Raw genomic sequence first — 19415 nt, 5'->3', positions numbered from 1 at the left:
TCCTATCTCTCTATATAAATCTTAGTTATTTAATGGACCCTGATGTTAGTCCACTTATAATCCATTTTTGCGCGAACAAATAGACCACGAGCATCGGGGATAAAGCGAGCAGATACGAAGCAAAGGCTAAGTTGAAATCTGTGCTGAATTGACCTTGGAAGACATACTGTACAAGCGGAAGTGTGTATGAATCCTGATCACCGAGCAGAATCAGCGGCAGCATAAAGTCGTTCCAAGTCGACAGACAAGAGAGAATACCAATTGTTGCACTGACCGGAGCAAGAAGTGGGAAGATAATCTTCCAGAACGTTCCGAATGTCGTTGCACCATCTACTGTGGCAGCTTCCTCTAGCTCATAAGGAATAGAGCGGATATAGCCAGTGTATACAAACACGTTAAAAGCCAAGCCATAAACAATGTATAGAATAATAAGACCCAAAATGTTGTTCATATGCAGATCCGTTGTCACTTTGACCACAGGCAGCATAATAATCTGGAAAGGAATAAACATTGCGCTGATAAAGTAAAAGTAGAGCGCTTTGAAGAATTTTCGGTTCATATTGCGGGCAATCGCGTAGGCTACCATGGAGTTGGTAAGCAAGATGAACACTACTGATGTTATTGTGATCGTGGCGCTATTTCCCAAGGCGTTGAAGAAATTAGTTGCCTTAATGGCATTGGCGAAATTCTCAAAATGCAGGCCAGTCGGCAGTGAAAAGATGGATTGAGCCATTTCCTCGGGATTCTTTAACGCGATAGCAATAGTCATGTACAGCGGAAAAAGGATCAGTAGTGAGCCTAGCGCGATAAGAATCGTTGCAGGCCAGTTGCTTGATTTTTTGATCATAAGTCCATCTCCCGTTTCTGCAGAAATTTAAGCTGAAGGGCGGAGATCACAACGATCACGATAAAATAAATCACGGCGTTCGCCGATTGATAGGCAAATTCTCCGCCTTGGAAGCCGCCTGTATAGATTAAGTGGGCAATGGATTGTGTTGAACGTCCGGGTCCCCCCCCTGTCAAGGCTACGATTTGGTCGAATACCATTAAGCCGCCCTTCATCGCCAGCACCATGTTGATCGTGAAGAAGGAAGCAAGCATTGGAAAAGTAATGCTCCAGAATTCTCTCCAGCGGCTAGCGCCGTCCAGATTGGAGGCTTCGTAAAGATCTTGCGGAATCGTCTGTAGACCTGCCAGATAGAGAATCGTGTTATAAGCAATTCCCTGCCAAACGGCTACAATGACGATACCGATCCAGGCCCAATCGGAGTTGCCGAGAATGTTCTGCGAAAGGAATTCGCTGCCAAGCTTCTCGCCCCAGATAGGGAATACATTTGCGAACAAATAGTTGAAAATAAAGCCGACAATCAGCACGCTGAGGATATTTGGCAGGAAATATACACCGCGGAAAAAGTTTTTGGCTTTAATCTTGGCGTTAAGCCCAAGCGCAATCAACAAACTGATGATGTTGATGAGAATAGTTGTTAAGATGGCATATTTAAAAGTGAACACATATGAATTCAGCACATTTTCATCTTGAAAAATGTTAATGAAGTTCTTAAATCCTACGTAATCAAAGCTGTCACTGAAGCCGTCCCAGTTAGTGAACGAGTAATAAATACCCTGCAGTGCAGGAAAGGTGTGAAAGGCAAAGAAAAGAAGCAATGCCGGTATAGTCATTAGATAAAAGGCGACTCGGCGTTTGGCCATCATGTAATCCTCCTTGGAAAAGAGAAAGAGAAGGGGGAGTCCCGTTCTCTTTCTCGGCTCTTATTTGTCAGGTCTCGTTATTTCCGGTCAGCTACCTTATCCCACTCTTTATCAAGCTGTTTCAGGTACGCATCAACATCTTTCTTTTGCAGGAAGGCTTGATTGATGGTATCCACTTTCATTGCACTTGGGATGTAGTGGTCTGCAAAGTCGGCCAAGTTACCTGAGGTAAATGCTGCTTTGAAGCCGTCCATTGTTGGATCATCTTGAGTTACACCTTGCACAGCTGGGAATGCTTTTTGCTCGTTAATGTAGAGGCTGACATTCTCAGGCTGGAGCAGGAATTCAACGAATTTTTTAGCTTCTTCTTTATGTTTAGTGCTCTTAGAGATAGTCAACAATGTGTCTACGCCAGAAATGACCTTATTGTTAGCAGCATCATTTGTCGCTGGGAAAGGGAATACACCAAGCTCAATGGATGGATTAGCCTTCACGATTTCTGGGATCGCCCATACCCCTTGCAGATACATTGCAGATTCACCTTTTGCGAAAGCTGTGTTGCCGTCATTGTAGCCTTTTCCAAAAATATCTTTCTGACCGAACTCCGTCAGCTTAAGCAGCTTTTCAGCAATTTCGTTGAAGCTGTCTGCGAAAGTCACAGTACCTTCAGTACGCTGCTTGAAGAAATCATTGCCTTTTATGATTGTAGAGAGGGAGTTGAACGGCGTAAGGGTTGTCCAGGAATCCTTAAGTGTCAGGTAAAAAGCATTTTTACCGCTGTCCTTGAACTTTTGAGCAACGGCAATGAACTCGTCCCAAGTGGTTGGCACAGTAACGCCGGCTTCAGTGAACATCGCTTTATTGTAAATGACACCACTTGCGTTCGAAGAGAATGGAAGACCATTCAGCTCGCTAGAACCCGTCAGGTCTTTCAGCATTTGAACATAAGCAGGCTGGATACTTTCAGCAAGTGGATCACTAGAGAAGTCTTCAAACAGACCACTTCCGGATAATGTTTTGTAGGTGTCAGTGGCTCCGATACCCACTACGTCAGGGATGTCTTTTTTAGCTGCACGAGTCTTCAGCACGGTTTCGGCATCCGGTGGGTTCACTTGAGTGACTACGATGTTCGGATTGGCTTCATTAAATTTCGCAACCAGCTTGTCGAAGGTGGCTTTGGCTTCGGTCTTATTTTGGAAAAACTCGATTTTCACCTTGTCACCGGAGGAGTTCCCGCCGCTAGATGTGTTGTCAGCCGCATTGTTACCACTATTGCTACCGCAGGCGCTAAGCACGGACATAGCCAGTAGACTAACCATTACGGGTTTAATTGTTTTTTTCATGATAAATCCTCCTAATAATGTGTTGGTATTATGGTGAATTTGGTAAGAGTAAACGTTTACGTTGATTGCAAATTTAAATGATATTCATGTTCTTCTAAGCGACGGGTATGCCATAAAAGAAACAGTAAACGTTTACGTAATATTGATAAAAAGACTTAGGTAAGCGATCTTACCGTTTGTCTTTCCACAATTGTGTGATCGACAATCTGGCTGTTCACAGACTCGCCTGTTTCAATCATCTGAATGAGCTTCTCCACGGCGATCTTTCCAATATCGTACAGCGGTTGGCGTACTGTTGTTAAAGGCGGAATAACCATTTTGGCTAATCCAAGATCGTCATATCCCATAATGGAGATATCCTCGGGCACGCTTAGACCATTTTTGATAACGGTGGAGAGGGCACCAATCGCCATTTCATCACTAGCAGCAAAAACGGCAGTCACATCAGGCGCTTGCTCCAAAAGAGTCTCCATAGCTATACTTCCGCTCTCATACAAAAAATCTCCGTAAGCAAGATAGCGGCTGTCAAAAGGAATGCCATTTGCTTCAAGCGCATGCTTGTAACCTTCTGCTCTTGGCGCACCAGCGATAAGATCGCTAGGGTTCCCACTAATCATGGCTATTTTGCGGTGACCTTTTGAAATTAAGTAGAGGATAGCGTCAAAAGCTGCTCGATAATCATCTACTTTCACATAAGGGACCTTGGCGAATTCTGTTTGGGAAGAGACCAGTACAACGGGGATCCTCATGGTTTCTAGCACATCGTAATATTCTTTCTTAAGGACTTCACTAGAAAAAATAATGCCATCAACCTGTTTCTCTCTCAGGAGCTGCAAATACTTCAACGTTCTTTTACCGTCCTGATCGGTATTGCATACCATCACACTGTAGTTCCGGTCATTGGCCAATTCTTCAATACCTTTGAGCAGATCGGAAGAGAAGGCACCAGAAACACTAGGGAACATAACACCAATGGTCTGTGTACGCTTATTGATTAGACCCCGGGCAATCGCATTGGGTTGATAACCAATTTCTTTGATCGCCTCATTTACCTTTTGTTTCGTTTTGTCCGAATACCCACTTAAATTGTTTAGCACGCGAGAGACTGTGGCAATGGAAACGTTCGCTTTCTGTGCAACATCTTTAATCGTTGGGTTCATTCCTATGAGCTCCTTAAACTACGGTTATCCTTGAATTAAACGCTTACGCTGATGAGAGTAAGTTATGAAGGAAGAGAACGTAAACGCTTACCCCGAATATAAATGCTGGTAGGCGCTTTTGTCAACTGTACTTAAAAAATAAAAAAATGATCAAAACTACGCAAGAGCAGTAATTTTTTAATAGGAATGATACCGATGTATATACCAAAAATTTACTTAGAAATATCGGAATTGACAAAAGAATATTGGAGGTCTAACATTTAGAGAGTAAACGCTTACGTAAAATTTTAAAATATGGCATGCAAGCCCTGGTTTTAATGATTTACTCGGATAAGGAGTTGCATTTATGAATATTTATCTCGAGATTCCGGATGTAGATAAGCACTTTCCTTACCGCAGTTTACTCTGCAATGGTGATACGTTGTGTTATCCGCATTGGCATAAAGAAATTGAAATTATCTATGTTACCAAAGGAAGCCTGAATCTGGGAATTAACGATACCCCTATTCACATGGAGCAGGGCGAGGTTCAGTTTATCAATGGTGGGGATGTGCATTATTTTCTCTCTTCACCTGAGAGTGAACGGGTAGTGATTCAATTTGACCTGAATTTGTTCCAAGAAGTAGCCGCTTTGAACGGTAATGACTACTCACTTCGTGAGGTCTTTACGCTTATGGAGTATTCCAGTTCAAGATGGCCCGTGGCAACTGCCGCGAAGGTCAAAGGGCTGATTGAGAGTATTTACGAGGAAGATGTACAGCGAAGAGAAGGGTATGTTTTTCTAATCAAGGCTAGATTGTTTGAACTGCTGACCGTTATTTTACGGGAGGTGCCGAAGAGTCCGATCAAGAAACAGCCTAAGTTCTCGGAAGATACACTGAATCAATCCAGAGAAACACTGGAGAGACTAGAGCGGATTTTTATTTATGTGGAGCAGCATTATCAGGAGGCTATTTCGCTGAATGAGGTAGCTAATTATATGGGTTTTAGTCCTTATTATTTTACCAAATTGTTCAAGAAAAACACGGGCATGACCTTTATCGCGTTCTTAAATGAATACCGGCTTAACAAAGCCAAATGGATCTTGATCAATGAAGATCTGCCGATGTCTGCCGTGGCGGAAGCAGCCGGGTTTGGCAGCGTGAAGACCTTCCATCATTTTTTCAAGGAAGCAACGGGGATATCCCCGCTGAAATACCACAAGACAATATTCGGGAATAATACAGCAAGATTGCAGGAAGAAAGCCCTTCCTCAGCTTTGTATGATAGAGATATCAAAACAGGAATAAGTGGAGGTTAGACCAGAATGACTTTAACAGTAGGAATTATCGGCTGCGGAGGTATTGCGAACGGCAAGCACATGCCCGCGTTAAAAAAAGTAGAAGGTGCGCGAATGGTTGCTTTTTGTGATATCGTCGCTGAACGTGCCGAGAAGGCAAAAGCGGAGTTTGGAGATGAGCAGTCCGTAGTTTACACAGATTATAAAGAGCTTCTTAACGATGCAAGTATAGATGTGATTCATGTATGTACGCCGAACATTTCCCATGCGGAGATTTCCATTGCGGCTATGGAAGCAGGCAAACACGTAATGTGTGAGAAGCCGATGGCTAAAACCACGGCAGAAGCACAAGCGATGATCGAGGCCTCAGAGCGAACTGGGAAAAAGCTGACCATCGGTTATCAGAACCGTTTCAGACCAGATTCAGCTTATCTGCATGCGGTATGTGAGAATAATGAGCTTGGTGAGATCTATTACGCCAGAGCTAAGGCTATCCGTCGTCGCGCTGTCCCAACTTGGGGTGTGTTTTTGGATGAAGAAGCGCAAGGCGGCGGTCCGTTGATTGATATCGGCACCCATGCGCTCGATTTGACCCTGTGGATGATGGATAATTACAAACCTAAATATGTCGTGGGCAACGCTTATCATAAGCTGTCCGGTCGTAAAAATGCTGCAAATGCTTGGGGCCCGTGGGATCCTGAGAAGTTTACAGTTGAGGATTCCGCCATTGGATTCATCACTATGGAGAATGGGGCTACCATCGTCTTAGAAGCAAGCTGGGCACTGAATACACTCGATGTCGGTGAGGCCAAAACGGTACTTTGTGGGACTGAAGGCGGAGCAGATATGGAGAACGGTCTGCGCATTAACGGAGAAGCCTACGGTAAAACCTTTGAAAAGCATATCGGTCTGGATGCCGGTGGCGTCGACTTTTATGATGGTGCGGGAGATGATCCTGCGATGATAGAGGCAGCTCAGTGGATTGACAGCATTGTAAATGACACCGAACCTGTAGTGAAGCCGGAGCAGGCGTTGGTTGTGACTCGCATCTTGGAGGCTATTTATAAATCCTCTGAAACTGGAATGCCTGTGTTTTTTGAATAATTAAGCAAATTCGATGGTCATAGATAAATATGAACTAGGAGTGTGTCCCAAGTGACAAGAGTAACCGTATGGAATGAATTCCGTCATGAACGGCAGGAAGAAAGAATTCTTAAGGTCTATCCGCAAGGTATTCATGGACAACTGGCCAGCTTCCTTCAAGAAGCAGGACTGGACACTCAGACAGCTACGCTGGATGAACCAGAGCACGGACTGACGCAAGAGGTATTGGATAACACGGATGTACTGATCTGGTGGGGACATATCGCCCATCATGAAGTAAGTGATGAGATTGTAAACCGTGTACATGCGCGAGTGCTGCAAGGTATGGGACTTGTAGTGCTTCATTCGGGCCATATGTCCAAAATCTTTATGAAATTAATGGGCACCAGCTGCGATCTGAAATGGCGTGAAGCTGAGGAGAAGGAGCGCCTGTGGGTCATGGACCCAAGTCACCCGATTGCTGAGGGCATTGGTGAATACATCGACTTGGAGCAAGAGGAAATGTATGGTGCGCATTTTGATGTGCCAGCACCAGAGAGTCTTGTATTTGTCGGCTGGTTCGAAGGCGGCAACGTCTTCCCAAGCGGATCGACCTACCGTAGAGGCAGCGGGAAGATCTTTTATTTCCAGCCTGGTCATGAATCTTACCCAACCTATTACAACAAGGATATTCAAAAAGTTATCATCAATGGCGTGAACTGGTGTGCCCCAACGAAACGTGACTATCCGGTTTACGGACATTCTGAAGCCTTAGAGCCTATCAAAGAAAAGGTGGTCGTATAAATGAAATTAGGCGTATTTGATCCTGTATTTGGAAGCTTGAGTCTTGACGAGATGTTAGATAAAATCGCCGCCGCAGGTTTGAATGCGGTAGAAATCGGCTCGGGCGGTAATCCCGGTAATGCTCACTGTCCGACAGATGAGCTGCTTGCCAGCGAGTCAGCACGTCAAGAATATTTGGAAAAGTTCACGAAACGTGGCATTATGATCAGTGCCTTCAGTTGCCATAATAACCCGATTTCACCAGATAAAGAAGAAGCCCGCGCTGGGGATGAAATTCTCCGTAAATCGATCAAGCTGGCTTCACTCATGGGTGTTAAGGTCGTGAACACTTTTTCGGGAACGGCTGGGGACAGCGATGAGGCAAAAGCACCGAACTGGCCAGTCACGCCTTGGCCTACCGTGTACAGCGACATCAAAACCTGGCAGTGGGAACATAAGCTGATCCCTTACTGGAAGGAAATCGGCAAGCTGGCCGAGGAGCATGGCGTTAAGATCGGCATCGAGCTGCATGGCGGCTTCCTGTGCCATACCCCTTATACGATTTTGAAGCTTAGAGAAGCAACCTGCGATGCTATTGGAGCCAATCTGGATCCGAGCCATCTGTGGTGGCAAGGTATTGATCCTGTAGGTGCTATTAAGATTCTCGGTAAAGCTGGCGCGATTCACCATTTCCATGCCAAGGATACTTACTTGGATCAGGACAACATCAATATGTATGGTTTGACCGATATGCAACCTTATGGCGATGTGCAGACCCGCGCATGGACCTTCCGCTCCGTTGGTTGCGGGCACAGCATATCTGAGTGGTCAGATATCATGAGCGCGCTGCGCACTTACGGTTATGATTACGTGGTGAGCATCGAGCATGAAGACCCTCTTATGACGGTTGACGAAGGCTTCCAACGTGCAGTAACCAATTTGCAATCCATTCTTATTCATGACCAACCTCAGGGTATGTGGTGGGTGTAAGGTCAATTTAGAAAGCCATGATTCTCTATTAAGAGAATCATGGCTTTTTCTGTGTGTAGTGGGGGTGGAGGGGAGAACGGCAGAACGGAAGGGAGTAGAAATGAGCTGGCAAAGAGATAGGGAGGAGGTAGAGACGAGTAGGAGCTAATAAGAAACGAACTAGAAACTAACCAGAAATGTACTGGGAACGAACTAGTAACTAAACCAGAAATGAAACAAGAAACGAACGAAAAACCAACTAAAAACGAACTAAAAACGAACTAAAAACGAACTAAAAACGAACTAAAAACGAACGAACTAACTAACTAACTAACTAACTAACTACCAATCAAAAATGAACTAGTTTGCTAACGGACTCAAATGCAGCTATTCGCGTGTTTTAGGTCTTTTTGAGCGAGTTTTGGACCCGAGAGACCTTATTGGTCCTGAAAAGCAAGTAATTCGAGGTGATTTGAGCAAATAACTGCGCTGGAGTCCGATAGCATCTCAAAACAGCGGATTTGTTGCAAATAGGGTCTCTGGAGTCCGCAACTAATGTGCTTATGCGCTAGCTGATCTTCGATGGTAAAACCGTAGTTAGTTTGGGGGCTGGTGCGTTGAGCTTCGGTAGAATGGGATACGGGTAAATGTGCAGCGCAGTTAGTCTGGGACTGGAGCGGAGCGTGGTGGAGATGTGGTAGAGATGTGGTGGAGAAGTGGTGGAAAAATGGTGGAGTTTTGGTGCAGATGTGGTAGGTAACTGTGCTAACGGTAACGGGCAAATGAGCGGACGCAGTAATGTATGAGACGTAGGGCGGAAATGTATGAGACATAGGGCAGAAGTGTATGAGATGTAGGGCAGTAATGTATGAGACGTAGGGCAGTAATGTATGAGACATAGGGCAGAAATGATAGAGACATAGGAAAGAACAAGGTAGAACTGTGCTAAAGGACTCAGATGCAGCTATTCGCGTGTTTTAGGTCTTTTTGAGCGAGTTTCGGACCCGAGAGACACTATTGGTCGTGAAGAGCAAGGAATTCGAGGGTATTTGAGCAAATAACTGCGCTGGAGTCCGATAGGATCTCAAAACAGCGAAATAGATGCAAATAGGGTCTCTGGAGTCCGATAGCATCCCAAAACAGCGAAAAAGTTGCAAATAGGGGCTCTAGGGTCCGCAACTTATGTGTTTATGCGTTAGCTGATCTTTGCGTATCCAAAGGTCGGCTTTTTGTCGTGCATTCACTGGTTACAGTATTGCAATCTCTGCGTCAAGCGGGAGGGGACGAGTTGAAAAGAATAGGTACAGGCTGGTACGCAACATATTTGAAATGATTTCGTCTTTATATAACGGAGGTGGAGCAAGATGAATTTATGCTTTTCGGGAGGCCGGTTTCAAACTTTTTTACAGCGGAACATTAAACTGATGCTTGTATTTGGGCTTTTGTTCGCTGCTTGCTTTACAGGAGTTGGAAGGGTGGAAGCTGCTGGCTCAGATCTGATCATCGTGAACAAAAAAACAAACAAACTCGCGTATTTCAGTGACGGCAAGCTGGTGAAGACTTTTCCGGTTGCCACAGGGAAGTCGAAGGAACTGACGCCAGAAGGTAGCTTCAAAATGGTGGTTAAAGTAAAAAACAGACCCTACTACAAAGAGAAAATTCCCGGTGGGGATCCGGCCAATCCGCTTGGTGACCGCTGGCTGGGGCTGGAAGTGAACGGGACCTATGGCACGACGTATGCGATTCACGGCAATAATAATGAGTCATCGATAGGGAAGTATGTTAGCGCTGGTTGTATTCGAATGCATAATGATGATATTCATTGGCTGTATCCAAAAGTAGCCAAGAATACTCGAGTTATCATTACAACGAGCACACTGGCTATGGAGAATATTGCAACTAAAAACGGGTACTCTGTAGGAAGCAATAAGTTTGCGGGGACTTTTGAGATCAATGGGACGACAACAAAGCTGAAGGATCCTTTTATATTGGAAAATTCCCGTGTGTTTGTTCCGCTGAGAGAATCCGTGGCCTTACTGGGTGGAACTTTGCAGAGTGAAGCGGGGACAGGTGCACTGCTAATTACGATCGGCAATCGTACGGTGACACATAAGCCATTATCCAATAAGGCTATTGTGAATGGAAAATCCATTACGATTTTACCGTCACGCAATGAAAATAACCGATTACTAATTCCGCTGAGTATCTTGCCTGATTTATTTGCTGTTCAGGTGCAGTGGAATGCGCAGACTCAGGTGGTAAAGATTAAGTTATAATTGTTCTTGACCTTTTATTTCTGATTTAAATTGTTATATACTGTACTTATTCTAAAAATACGGACAATTACGGAGGGCCACCGACTGATGAATAACTAACACGTTTCCTGAAACAGACCATAAAGTTTGTGAAGTGCATATGCACAAGTCACGGAGCACCCGCGCAGGGTGATAACGGTCAGGGATACGTGTGTCGGTCGGGGGCCTTACGATGCTTTATATGGATAGTTCTATCTATTGTGTTGGTTTACTCTGCATCCAGCAGGTGATCACGGCCGTAGTCTATCCATGTCTGGGCACATTCCCCCTTCATACGCTATTCGACCGCAGACCGCTGGCTGCGGTTTTTTATTTGCAATGAAATCGGAGGAATGAAAGATGACTGTAATTAAAGCGAAGAATTTACGTAAGGAATGGAACGGGATCCCTTTATTTAAGGAGGTATCCTTTGAGATAGCAGAAGGAGAGCGCGTGCTTTTATTTGGACGAAATGGGATTGGCAAAACCACACTGCTTAAGGGGCTGATCGGTCGGCTTACTTTTGAAGAGGGAAGTATCTATCATGGCCTGTCATCTGAAGAATGGGGTGTGCTCGATCAACAGCTTGAGGTACCAGGGGAAGTAACCGCATTGGAATACGTTCTTTCAGGGTCAGCGCAGCTGCCTGAATTAAAACGCCAGCTGGAAGCCCTCAGTCAGAGATTGCAGGAGCAGAAAGCTGATAACGAAGCTGAGTTGGCTGAATATGCAGAGGTGTACGATGGTTACTTGCAGCTTGATGGATATGGCTGGGAGGTCAAAGCGGAAAAAAGTCTAAAGCAGCTCAAGCTTGAACATGCAGTCTGGGATTTGCCATACGCCTCACTTAGTGGAGGGCAAAAGACACGGGTGCAATTAGCAGCATTATTAGCCCGGCAGCCCAAGCTATTGATTCTGGATGAACCGACCAATCACATAGATGGAGAAACGATGGAGTGGTTGGAGCATTGGGTGTGCAACTACCCTGGAACGGTGTTTTATGTATCACATGATCGTACATTTATTGATCGAACTGCGACGTCTGTGCTGGAGCTTAGTCCGGAGGGATGCCGGCGTTATTCGGGTGGATATACACAGTACCGGGAGCAGAAGACTATAGAGCTGAGAACATTGGAGGGACAATATAAAAAGCAGGAGCAAGAAAAGGAGAAGCTGTTGGAGAGCATTAGGCGGTATGCAGAATGGTTCCAGCAAGCGCATCGTGCTGCCGGACAAAATGATTTTCTGCGTTCGAAATCCAAGAAAAATGTGTCTCGTTTCCATGCCAAGGAAGCTGCGCTGGAACGGTTAAATAAGAACCGTGTAGAATTGCCCCGCGAGACTGGCAAGCTGAAGATGAAGCTGGAAAGCGAAGAGTTTCTGGCAGATTCTTTACTGACACTCCGTGAGATAGAGTTTGCGTATGATGGGAGTGCGCCTTTTCTTAGGAATTTCAGCTTGTCGCTAAATCGGGGAGACCGATTGTCTATTCTGGGTCCTAATGGTGTTGGAAAGTCTACGCTGTTGAAATTAATTGCAGGGATCAATAAGCCTACAAAAGGTGAAGTGCGGCTGCATCCACGGACGACAATCGGTTATTTTGCACAAGAGCTAGATAACTTAGAGATGAACTCTACGATTCTGGATAGCTTGCTTGAACTGCCGGGAATGACCCAGACGGAGGCGCGGACAATTTTGGGTTGCTTTTTATTTACGCGGGACGATGTATTTAAACGGATTGGGGATTTGAGTCTGGGGGAGAAATGCCGTGTGGCTTTCCTCAAGTTGTATTTTGGAAAAGCAAATCTATTGGTCTTAGATGAACCCACTAATTATCTGGACATTGACACTAGGGAACGTGTAGAAGAGGCACTGATGGTGTATCCCGGTGGACTAGTGATGGTCTCGCATGACCGTTATCTTCACTCTAAAGTGGCTAATCGCTTGGTGATATTAGAGCCGTCTCAGGCACCAAAGTTTTTTCAAGGAACGTATGCTGAATATTTTGCAAAAGACAGAACCCGTCTGCTTACTGGTATAGAACAGGCTCGGGAGGATGACCTTGCCCTTCTACAGCTGCGTCTGAATCAGTTGATTCAGAGTAGCAGTGTGGAATCTGAGGCGGAAAATGCAGCGCTAGTGGCAGAAATCGTTAATTTGCAGCGACAAATACAGGAACTAAGGGGCGAGGGGAAACCCGCATCCTCCTAAGCGGATAAAAAACACAACCTTGCTCAGGATGTATTTATCTTGAACAGGTTGTGTTTTTAGATAGGAGACGTAAGGTGTAAGGTGTATAATTTGGAGGAATGTGGATTTTTTGGCGATAAAGAAACCTTGAGAGGATGGTTGCAGAATTGCTGAAATTGGGCTCTTTTATATTGGAATTACTTCGATTATGTATATTGCTTGTGCTGACTTTATTAGTTTTGGGTTGGGTAGAAAGATTGATCTATCAATTGATATTTGGTCAGCCCGTGTATAACTGGAGTATGGGATTCGGGAATTTATTGTTATTTTTTATGCTGTACCGGAATCATTTTCAGTTTAAAGGCTGGTATAAATCAGAGAAGAACCAAAAGCTAACGCTCCTCACCACAAGAGTAATCACCATAATTTCCATAGGACTAATAATCCTGCCGCTAGGGCTGGGCTGAGCTTATGAAGATTAGAATCATTGGAGCTTGCGGCAGCGGCAAATCCTATATCGCCCGGGAGTTATCTAGAAAATATGGTGTAGAGTATTACGAGACAGACAACTTGGTATGGGACAGAAGTGCCGAGAATTTGCGTTTTTCAGTTGAAGCAAGGGATGCTCAGTTGGAAGAAATCCTTGATAAACCCTCATGGATTCTGGAAGGTGCACATTACAAATGGGGACAAGAGAGTTTTAAAGCTGCTGACTTAATCGTTATTTTGAACCCTAATAAAGTGATCAGGGATTTGAGAGTGTTTACAAGGTTTATAAAAACAAGACTGGGTTTAGAGCAAGCGAATTACAAGCAGTCATTTAAGAATCTGTATGTGATGATTTTTGAATGGAACCGTGGATATGATCAGGAGGCCGCACATAGGATTATAGAGTTAACGGATACTCTGTCTGATAAACGGGTAATTGTTAAAAATAACAAAGAGCTGGAGCCCATTATCCAAGAGCATCTGAGGAAGGGATTGTTAAATAGGGATTGAGCGACAAAGTAAACGATAGAGAGAGGAGTGCTTGCATGGATAACATTCTACCCGAGCATTTGGATCAGGAGAATTTCATAGGGTTTTGGAAAAGAGTGCTGGCTTCCATTCTTGATTTCTTGGTCATTGGAATACCTGGAGTTATCGTATACTGGATACTAAATTCATTAGCTGTTTCATTACACTCGGAGATACCTATTATCCTGGAGTACATTTTGTTTATCGCATTTGATATCTTTATGATCGTTAGATTTGGCGGAACTCCAGGGAAGCTGATTTTAAAATTAAAAATTGTCAATGAGCAAGGGAATTACCCTACAGTGAAGGAAGCTCTGATTCGAAATGTTTTCCGAATGATTAGTATGATTCTTTCAATGGTAATTGCGGTCAGCAGCTATGACTTTACCGTTATTTCCGCCAAATTATCCTTATGGTCGGATTTGGCTTTTGACCTCACTCAAATCCTGGGTCCAATCATGCTGGTGGATTACTTGTTGGTTGGATTCCATCCCCGTAAACGTGCGATTCACGATTTGCTGGCTGGCACTTATGTTGTTGATAAATCCGCAATTTGAAGAATGCTTTTCACCAAGCATTCTTTTTTTTAATATTAGGTATTTTACTATTAAATATTTTAGTGTTAAAATACTTTTATAAGCAGCCGATCATCATGAATGCCAAAGGAGAACCTCTTGGAAAATCCAGATATTTTTAAGCTAATACATGCAGTTGAATTATTTACGAATGAAGTTATTGTTCGATGGATGAACGCATTTGATCACAATATTGGGATATCTCCAGTTCTAGTCTTGGGTGAATTGAATAAAAAAGGCCCCTTGAAGCAGACTATTTTGGCTAAGAGACTAGGATATACGCCAGGAGCAATGACAAACATTGCTAATCGACTAATTAAGCAGGGGATGGCCGAGCGAAAATATAACGAAGATGATCGACGGAATGTACTTCTATCTATCACGGACAAAGGAAAAGACGTTCTGAAGGAAGCACAGCTTAAGGGACAGGAGCTAAGAGCTGAAATGTTCCAAAAGCTCAATGAGGAGGAACTGCAGCAATTCTTGAAAATCTATGAGAAGTTGTTAACGAGCTTTGATAGCTCTGAAACATAAACCAAGTCATCTTAGAAGCACAATAACATTATAAAGGGGTATGAACATGGGAAGAGTTCAAGGTAAAGTTGCATTAGTAACTGGAGGCGCTTCAGGTATTGGCTTATCAGCTGCCACTCTATTAGCTAGAGAAGGAGCAAAGGTTGTCATTGCCGATTTTAATGTGGAAGCAGCCAAAGAAGCAGCATCTAAGATTAAAAATGAAGGCGGAGAAGCTGAAGGTCTTTTCTTAGATGCCTCCCAAGCGGATTCGATCAAGGAAGCTGTTGATTTCACTGTTGCTCAGTATGGCACCATCACAGTATTGTTCAATAATGTAGGTCTAACTAATCTGCAAAAAGACCTTGATGTGGTCAATATAGATTTGGAAGAATGGGATCGCCTGATGAACGTGAATACTAAAAGTGTTCTGTTAGGCAGCCGTTTTGCTATTCCTCATATGATTAAAGCGGGCGGAGGCTCGATCATTAACACGGCTTCGATGTCAGCATTCGCTGGGGATTCATTGCGTACTGCTTATGGCTCCTCTAAGGCAGCGGTTGTGAACCTTACTCGTTACATCGCTACACAATATGGTAAAGACAAAATCCGTTGTAACGGCGTGGCACCAGGGCTGATCCTGACACCTGCGGCAGCAAGAAATATGCCGCCAGCTGTATTGGATATATTTCAAAAATTCAACGCCCTACCTTATCACGGAGAAGCCGATGATATCGGCAATACGGTTTTGTTCCTGGCATCGGATGAATCCAAATTCATCACAGGCCAAACGATTGAAGTAGAGGGTGGTCATTATATGTCTAACCCAAGTATCACTGATTTCCAGAATTACATGATGGAAGCTAAATCTAAATAAAAGATTATGTGTAATTAAAAATCCGGTCCATGCTCGAATTTATCGAGCGGGGCCGGATTTTGGTTTATTTTAATGAATTAGCGTACCTCTAAAACCTCCTGCATAAAGGTCTTCAGAGCGGAGGGTTTGGCACTTGCGATCCATTGCTTTAACTCATCAGTTTGACCATTCATATACCATCCAAGCTTCTCTTTTAACTCTTGGTCAAAGACTTTAGGTTGATTTTTTCGTTCCGCTAACAGTTGTTTAATCATTTGTGGCCAGCGATACCCACTATGACCAAAGCTGAGTTCAGGATAACGCTCAGCAAGTGTCATTACCGAAGAGAGTGATTCACCAGCGTATAATTCTGCCGCCAAAAAGCTGCCAATAAAACGATGGCTATCATCATACTTTAGGGCGATCGCGAATTGTTTACGAGCTTCTTCAAGCTTCCCTTGTTGCATGAGGGCTGTGGCGTTAATAGAAAGTACATAACCGTTAGTATTGGGTCGGTTTAGTTCGTTGTAGTAGGAATAATATTCGTTATACGACTTCCAGTCGGCATGGTCAAAATAGTACTGCGATAATGTGAAGGCATAATTAGTAGAAGGCTGTAGTTGTATTAGCTTTTCGAGTAAAGGAATCGCCTTATCTTCTAATGTTGTATCCTTTGTGAGGGACGATTTTGCCAGCATCATCTTTACTAGCATGTGCAGGGCATGAACATCCTGTGGGTCATCGGCAATATTTTGTTGGTACATTTCTAGTGCCTGATCCGTTTTCTTATCCAGTAGTAGTTGGTCAGCCGCAGTAAGCTCTCTTTCCTTGAGATAAAAGAACGGCAGATTGCCGACAGTGTCTTCGTTCAGCCTGTAGCCATTACTGCGGGTAATCAGGCGTCCATCTGCATCTAAGGCTTCAATATTCCAAGAAAAGCGCACTTCGGGATTCATAAATCCGAGAAGGGAGAGGGGGTCAATAGATTCCCAGCCATCTCCACTGCTGCCATAGGAAAAACCGCCGCCATCGTAAAGTTCTTCTACTGGAATGGAGATATGATTATCTACAATACGATCCCGAATTTGTACACCCAACACGGCCCCCTCCCCGCCACCGCTTAAACGATAGTAAGCTGCACCTTCAACAGCTTTCCAGCTGAAATCTATGGTCTTGCCCGTTAGGGTTTCCTGATTAATGGGAGACTGCAGCTCAAGCAGAGGTTGTAGAACTATGCTCTCATTCAACCTGCCATCCGGTTTAACTTCAATCCAATCGTCATATTGTACAGGCCAGGTCCAGCCGTCGATCTGATCATAGCCAAGTCCAAGCTGTAACTGATAAAAGCCCGGAATCACACCGTGAAATTCGAAACGTCCTTCAGTATCTGTGACGATTCGGTAGGGTTCAGCAGAAGTGATGCTATGGTTAACTTCGCTTTCAGCACGGAGAAAAATACCTGCCCGCGGAACTGGGGTGCCATCGCTTCGTGTAAGGGTACCGGAGACGACAGCAGTTGAAGTATTTCCCATATCTATAGCAGACTGAATTGCGGTTCGAAGCGATTCCAGCTGTCTTTCAGTATCTGAAGTCCCAGCTTCTGGTGCTGCTGCTGCTGATCCTGTATTGTCTGTGGAGCCTTCGTTCGAACTGCTGGTGGCAGCGTTCATTTGTTTATGAATATCCTGCCAGAATTTTTTGTAGCTCTCCAAGCCATCTTTTACTACGGCAAGTGCTTCCTGCGCTTCGCCTTTTGTAAAGAGTAAACGCCCGGTAAGCCATGCTTTTTGTGCGTTTAGCTCTTCCTGATACTCGGATGGAAAGGGGGTTTGTTCAAGAATTGTTTCAGCGGTTGTTATATCGCCACTATTTAGAGCTCGCTCCGCTCGAAGGAGCTCCAGTTGTTTAGCTATATCGGAGTTGCTGTTTGACTGTTTCGTTGCGGTGATTAGCGCTTGATCTCCATCTTCCTTTTGGCCAAGAGCATCATATTCATAAGCTAACTGCTTAGCCGCAAATATACGTGTATTATCCGAAGGCCCCTCAAGGATATATTCCTCAAGCAAAGGTACTATGTCCTCCGGTAACAGACCGGAACGCTGGGTTTCATCATTACTCCACTGGCTCATCGAAGGGCTGACATTAACGTCATATCTGTAGGGATCATAGCTGTGATCCTTATCAAGGATGTTTGTACGGATTAGCTCGATACGTTTACTCCCGGTTGTGGAAGCCAGCTTTTGCAGAAGATCAGTTCTAGCTATGTTAGATTGAATAGCTGTGCTCTGATCTATCTGCCTTTGTGAAGGTAAGAAGTTAAACAGAAGAATAAGCAGGGAGGCAGGGAGTAACACGAATAACACCAGATGTTTGATTTTTATCTTAATTCTCATGTTTTTTCACCGCCTGCTCGTAGATATCCTTCCAATACGTATTGCCTCCAGCTTCGATTAGTTCTCGGTTCGCACGCTGCGGGGTATTTTGTTGTGGCTGTTGTTTAACCTCTGGTTGATGTAGGGTAAGCGAAACTACTAAAATAATAGCACCGATCGCACCTATAGGTTTGACAGGGATCTCAATTTCTTTATTCCACAGCGCCAATAAACGGGCTCCAAAGGTTGGAGGATGAGTCTGCTTAATGACCCGGTCGTGTCCAGTGAACTGGAGGTTCTTTAATTCTTCATCCAGCTGCTTTTTGATCGCATCGCGTTCTGTATTCATAAGAAATGTCCCTCCTTCACCAAAATCTTTTTTAAGAGCGTCCGGCCTCTGGCGAGTCTGGATTTGATCGTATTTTCAGATGTATTTAATTGCTCGGAAATTTCCCGGATACTCATCTCATGAAAGTAATATAACGTCAGACATTCACGGTATAGATAATCGAGATTTCTCATGGACTCGGCGAGCCTCACGTTATGCCATTCCACCATAAAAAGCTCTTCCGCTCCGGCTGTGAAGTCAGCATCCTCGTTGGTTTGCAGCTCTGACCCTCCCGCCGGGAAAATATTACGCCAGCTCCAAGTCCGTTGCCTCATGCGGCAGCGATTGACCACTATCCGTATCAGCCATGCCTTCAGCCGATCCGGTTCCTGTAACTGACTCATTTTGGCATAAGCTTGAATAAAAGTATCTTGTACCGCTTCTTCGGCACTTTGTCTATCTTTGAGCAGTAAAGAAGCGGTTCGCAGCAGCATATCTCCATATTCGTCCATTAACAGGCGGAGAGCTGACTCATCTTTTGCCACAATTCTCTCTATAATATTCAGATGTAGCTCCCCTCCCTTTACTAATAAGATGCGGATTGGAGGATTAAGGTTGCGTTTGGATGGAAAATTATTCAACAAATGTCGCGATTGCAGTTCGCCGGATAAGAGGTTACTGTTGGAATCTATTGTACAGATTGCAATGGGTCGCTTTTTCAAGCAGGATTAGCTCCTTTCTATTGTACGTTCTGCAATGAAACCCTTCGAGGCTGGGAATGACGGGTAAGGTCATATAGTTCATAGGTTTACGAGTTTACGAGTTTATAGTTAGATGGAGTTATGTGGAGATTTTAAAAGAGAAACTTACTTGAGTTAGGTGTCGAAAAAAAGGGTTTTATGTAGAAAAATAGAGTGTGTATGAATTTATATTTGTAGATATG

General features: G+C 44.2%; 18 protein-coding genes. 11 read left to right on the top strand and 7 right to left on the bottom strand.

The window, feature by feature from the left end; all coding sequences use genetic code 11:
- Nucleotides 1-25: 25 nt before the first annotated feature.
- From MHH49_RS04520 to MHH49_RS04505, 4 genes are all read right to left on the bottom strand, one after another.
- Nucleotides 26-847 carry a carbohydrate ABC transporter permease gene (locus MHH49_RS04520; protein ID WP_172628781.1) on the bottom strand — a complete coding sequence of 274 codons (822 nt, stop codon included), beginning with the start codon at nucleotides 845-847 and terminating at the stop codon, nucleotides 26-28.
- The gene (locus tag MHH49_RS04515; protein WP_038568998.1) at nucleotides 844-1710 is read right to left on the bottom strand and encodes a carbohydrate ABC transporter permease; all 867 of its coding nucleotides are present in this window, start codon (nucleotides 1708-1710) and stop codon (nucleotides 844-846) included. Before MHH49_RS04515 ends, MHH49_RS04520 begins: the two co-directional genes overlap by 4 nt.
- A gap of 77 nt (nucleotides 1711-1787) precedes the next feature.
- Nucleotides 1788-3053, bottom strand: a complete 1266-nt coding sequence (locus MHH49_RS04510) for an ABC transporter substrate-binding protein (protein WP_038569000.1) — start codon at nucleotides 3051-3053, stop codon at nucleotides 1788-1790.
- Nucleotides 3054-3208: 155 nt separating this feature from the next.
- Complete coding sequence (locus tag MHH49_RS04505) at nucleotides 3209-4213, bottom strand: LacI family DNA-binding transcriptional regulator (RefSeq protein WP_036680403.1); 1005 nt, start codon at nucleotides 4211-4213, stop codon at nucleotides 3209-3211.
- Nucleotides 4214-4559: 346 nt separating this feature from the next.
- On the opposite strand from MHH49_RS04505, the gene MHH49_RS04500 reads away from it, so the two are divergent.
- The 11 genes from MHH49_RS04500 (at nucleotide 4560) to MHH49_RS04450 (ending at nucleotide 15793) form a co-directional block, all read left to right on the top strand.
- Nucleotides 4560-5513: an AraC family transcriptional regulator gene (locus MHH49_RS04500; RefSeq protein ID WP_052096809.1), complete on the top strand. Its 954-nt coding sequence runs from the start codon at nucleotides 4560-4562 to the stop codon at nucleotides 5511-5513.
- Nucleotides 5514-5519: 6 nt separating this feature from the next.
- Nucleotides 5520-6596, top strand: a complete 1077-nt coding sequence (locus MHH49_RS04495; RefSeq protein ID WP_038569004.1) for a Gfo/Idh/MocA family protein — start codon at nucleotides 5520-5522, stop codon at nucleotides 6594-6596.
- Nucleotides 6597-6647: 51 nt separating this feature from the next.
- On the top strand, nucleotides 6648-7379 hold the full coding sequence (locus MHH49_RS04490; RefSeq protein ID WP_038569006.1) for a ThuA domain-containing protein: 732 nt from the start codon (nucleotides 6648-6650) through the stop codon (nucleotides 7377-7379).
- Nucleotides 7380-8348, top strand: a complete 969-nt coding sequence (locus MHH49_RS04485; protein WP_036680409.1) for a sugar phosphate isomerase/epimerase family protein — start codon at nucleotides 7380-7382, stop codon at nucleotides 8346-8348.
- 1343 nt (nucleotides 8349-9691) lie between these two features.
- A complete protein-coding gene (locus MHH49_RS04480) occupies nucleotides 9692-10603 on the top strand; it encodes a L,D-transpeptidase family protein (RefSeq protein ID WP_052096810.1) in 912 nt (303 codons plus the stop codon).
- 378 nt (nucleotides 10604-10981) lie between these two features.
- Entirely contained in the window at nucleotides 10982-12832 is a 1851-nt protein-coding gene (abc-f, locus tag MHH49_RS04475) for a ribosomal protection-like ABC-F family protein (protein ID WP_076274210.1), read from the top strand.
- Between the two features lie 146 nt (nucleotides 12833-12978).
- Nucleotides 12979-13278, top strand: a complete 300-nt coding sequence (locus tag MHH49_RS04470; protein WP_143766212.1) for a hypothetical protein — start codon at nucleotides 12979-12981, stop codon at nucleotides 13276-13278.
- Between the two features lie 4 nt (nucleotides 13279-13282).
- Entirely contained in the window at nucleotides 13283-13810 is a 528-nt protein-coding gene (locus tag MHH49_RS04465; protein WP_036680415.1) for a hypothetical protein, read from the top strand.
- A 35-nt stretch (nucleotides 13811-13845) separates the two neighbouring features.
- Complete coding sequence (locus MHH49_RS04460) at nucleotides 13846-14385, top strand: RDD family protein (protein ID WP_076141946.1); 540 nt, start codon at nucleotides 13846-13848, stop codon at nucleotides 14383-14385.
- Between the two features lie 117 nt (nucleotides 14386-14502).
- Nucleotides 14503-14937, top strand: coding sequence for a MarR family winged helix-turn-helix transcriptional regulator (locus tag MHH49_RS04455; RefSeq protein WP_036680418.1), 435 nt, complete (start codon nucleotides 14503-14505; stop codon nucleotides 14935-14937).
- Between the two features lie 46 nt (nucleotides 14938-14983).
- Entirely contained in the window at nucleotides 14984-15793 is an 810-nt protein-coding gene (locus MHH49_RS04450) for an SDR family NAD(P)-dependent oxidoreductase (protein WP_076104684.1), read from the top strand.
- A gap of 77 nt (nucleotides 15794-15870) precedes the next feature.
- Here MHH49_RS04450 and MHH49_RS04445 read toward each other — a convergent pair whose 3' ends face one another.
- The 3 genes from MHH49_RS04445 to MHH49_RS04435 are packed head-to-tail and all read right to left on the bottom strand — an operon-like array spanning nucleotide 15871 to nucleotide 19194.
- Complete coding sequence (locus MHH49_RS04445) at nucleotides 15871-18165, bottom strand: carboxypeptidase-like regulatory domain-containing protein (protein WP_341137924.1); 2295 nt, start codon at nucleotides 18163-18165, stop codon at nucleotides 15871-15873.
- Nucleotides 18155-18493: a hypothetical protein gene (locus MHH49_RS04440; protein WP_076104682.1), complete on the bottom strand. Its 339-nt coding sequence runs from the start codon at nucleotides 18491-18493 to the stop codon at nucleotides 18155-18157. The genes MHH49_RS04445 and MHH49_RS04440 overlap by 11 nt, the downstream gene beginning before the upstream one ends.
- Nucleotides 18490-19194, bottom strand: a complete 705-nt coding sequence (locus MHH49_RS04435; RefSeq protein WP_305953530.1) for an RNA polymerase sigma factor — start codon at nucleotides 19192-19194, stop codon at nucleotides 18490-18492. Before MHH49_RS04435 ends, MHH49_RS04440 begins: the two co-directional genes overlap by 4 nt.
- Nucleotides 19195-19415: the final 221 nt, after the last annotated feature.

It is taken from the genome of Paenibacillus sp. FSL F4-0122, assembly GCF_038002845.1.
Classification (GTDB): domain Bacteria; phylum Bacillota; class Bacilli; order Paenibacillales; family Paenibacillaceae; genus Paenibacillus_AQ; species Paenibacillus_AQ odorifer.
The sequence above is the reverse complement of the archived record's forward strand: the minus strand, read 5'-3'. Positions and strand labels throughout refer to the sequence as shown.

Bases quoted from the DNA above. Each gene is read 5' to 3' on its own strand.
- MHH49_RS04520 (WP_172628781.1), bottom strand. From the start codon at position 847: ATGATCAAAAAATCAAGCAACTGGCCTGCAACGATTCTTATCGCGCTA.
- MHH49_RS04505 (WP_036680403.1), bottom strand. From the start codon at position 4,213: ATGAACCCAACGATTAAAGATGTTGCACAGAAAGCGAACGTTTCCATT.
- MHH49_RS04460 (WP_076141946.1), top strand. From the start codon at position 13,846: ATGGATAACATTCTACCCGAGCATTTGGATCAGGAGAATTTCATAGGG.
- MHH49_RS04440 (WP_076104682.1), bottom strand. From the start codon at position 18,493: ATGAATACAGAACGCGATGCGATCAAAAAGCAGCTGGATGAAGAATTA.
- MHH49_RS04465 (WP_036680415.1), top strand. From the start codon at position 13,283: ATGAAGATTAGAATCATTGGAGCTTGCGGCAGCGGCAAATCCTATATC.
- MHH49_RS04445 (WP_341137924.1), bottom strand. From the start codon at position 18,165: ATGAGAATTAAGATAAAAATCAAACATCTGGTGTTATTCGTGTTACTC.
- abc-f (WP_076274210.1), top strand. From the start codon at position 10,982: ATGACTGTAATTAAAGCGAAGAATTTACGTAAGGAATGGAACGGGATC.
- MHH49_RS04480 (WP_052096810.1), top strand. From the start codon at position 9,692: ATGAATTTATGCTTTTCGGGAGGCCGGTTTCAAACTTTTTTACAGCGG.
- MHH49_RS04510 (WP_038569000.1), bottom strand. From the start codon at position 3,053: ATGAAAAAAACAATTAAACCCGTAATGGTTAGTCTACTGGCTATGTCC.
- MHH49_RS04485 (WP_036680409.1), top strand. From the start codon at position 7,380: ATGAAATTAGGCGTATTTGATCCTGTATTTGGAAGCTTGAGTCTTGAC.
- MHH49_RS04515 (WP_038568998.1), bottom strand. From the start codon at position 1,710: ATGGCCAAACGCCGAGTCGCCTTTTATCTAATGACTATACCGGCATTG.
- MHH49_RS04495 (WP_038569004.1), top strand. From the start codon at position 5,520: ATGACTTTAACAGTAGGAATTATCGGCTGCGGAGGTATTGCGAACGGC.
- MHH49_RS04450 (WP_076104684.1), top strand. From the start codon at position 14,984: ATGGGAAGAGTTCAAGGTAAAGTTGCATTAGTAACTGGAGGCGCTTCA.
- MHH49_RS04500 (WP_052096809.1), top strand. From the start codon at position 4,560: ATGAATATTTATCTCGAGATTCCGGATGTAGATAAGCACTTTCCTTAC.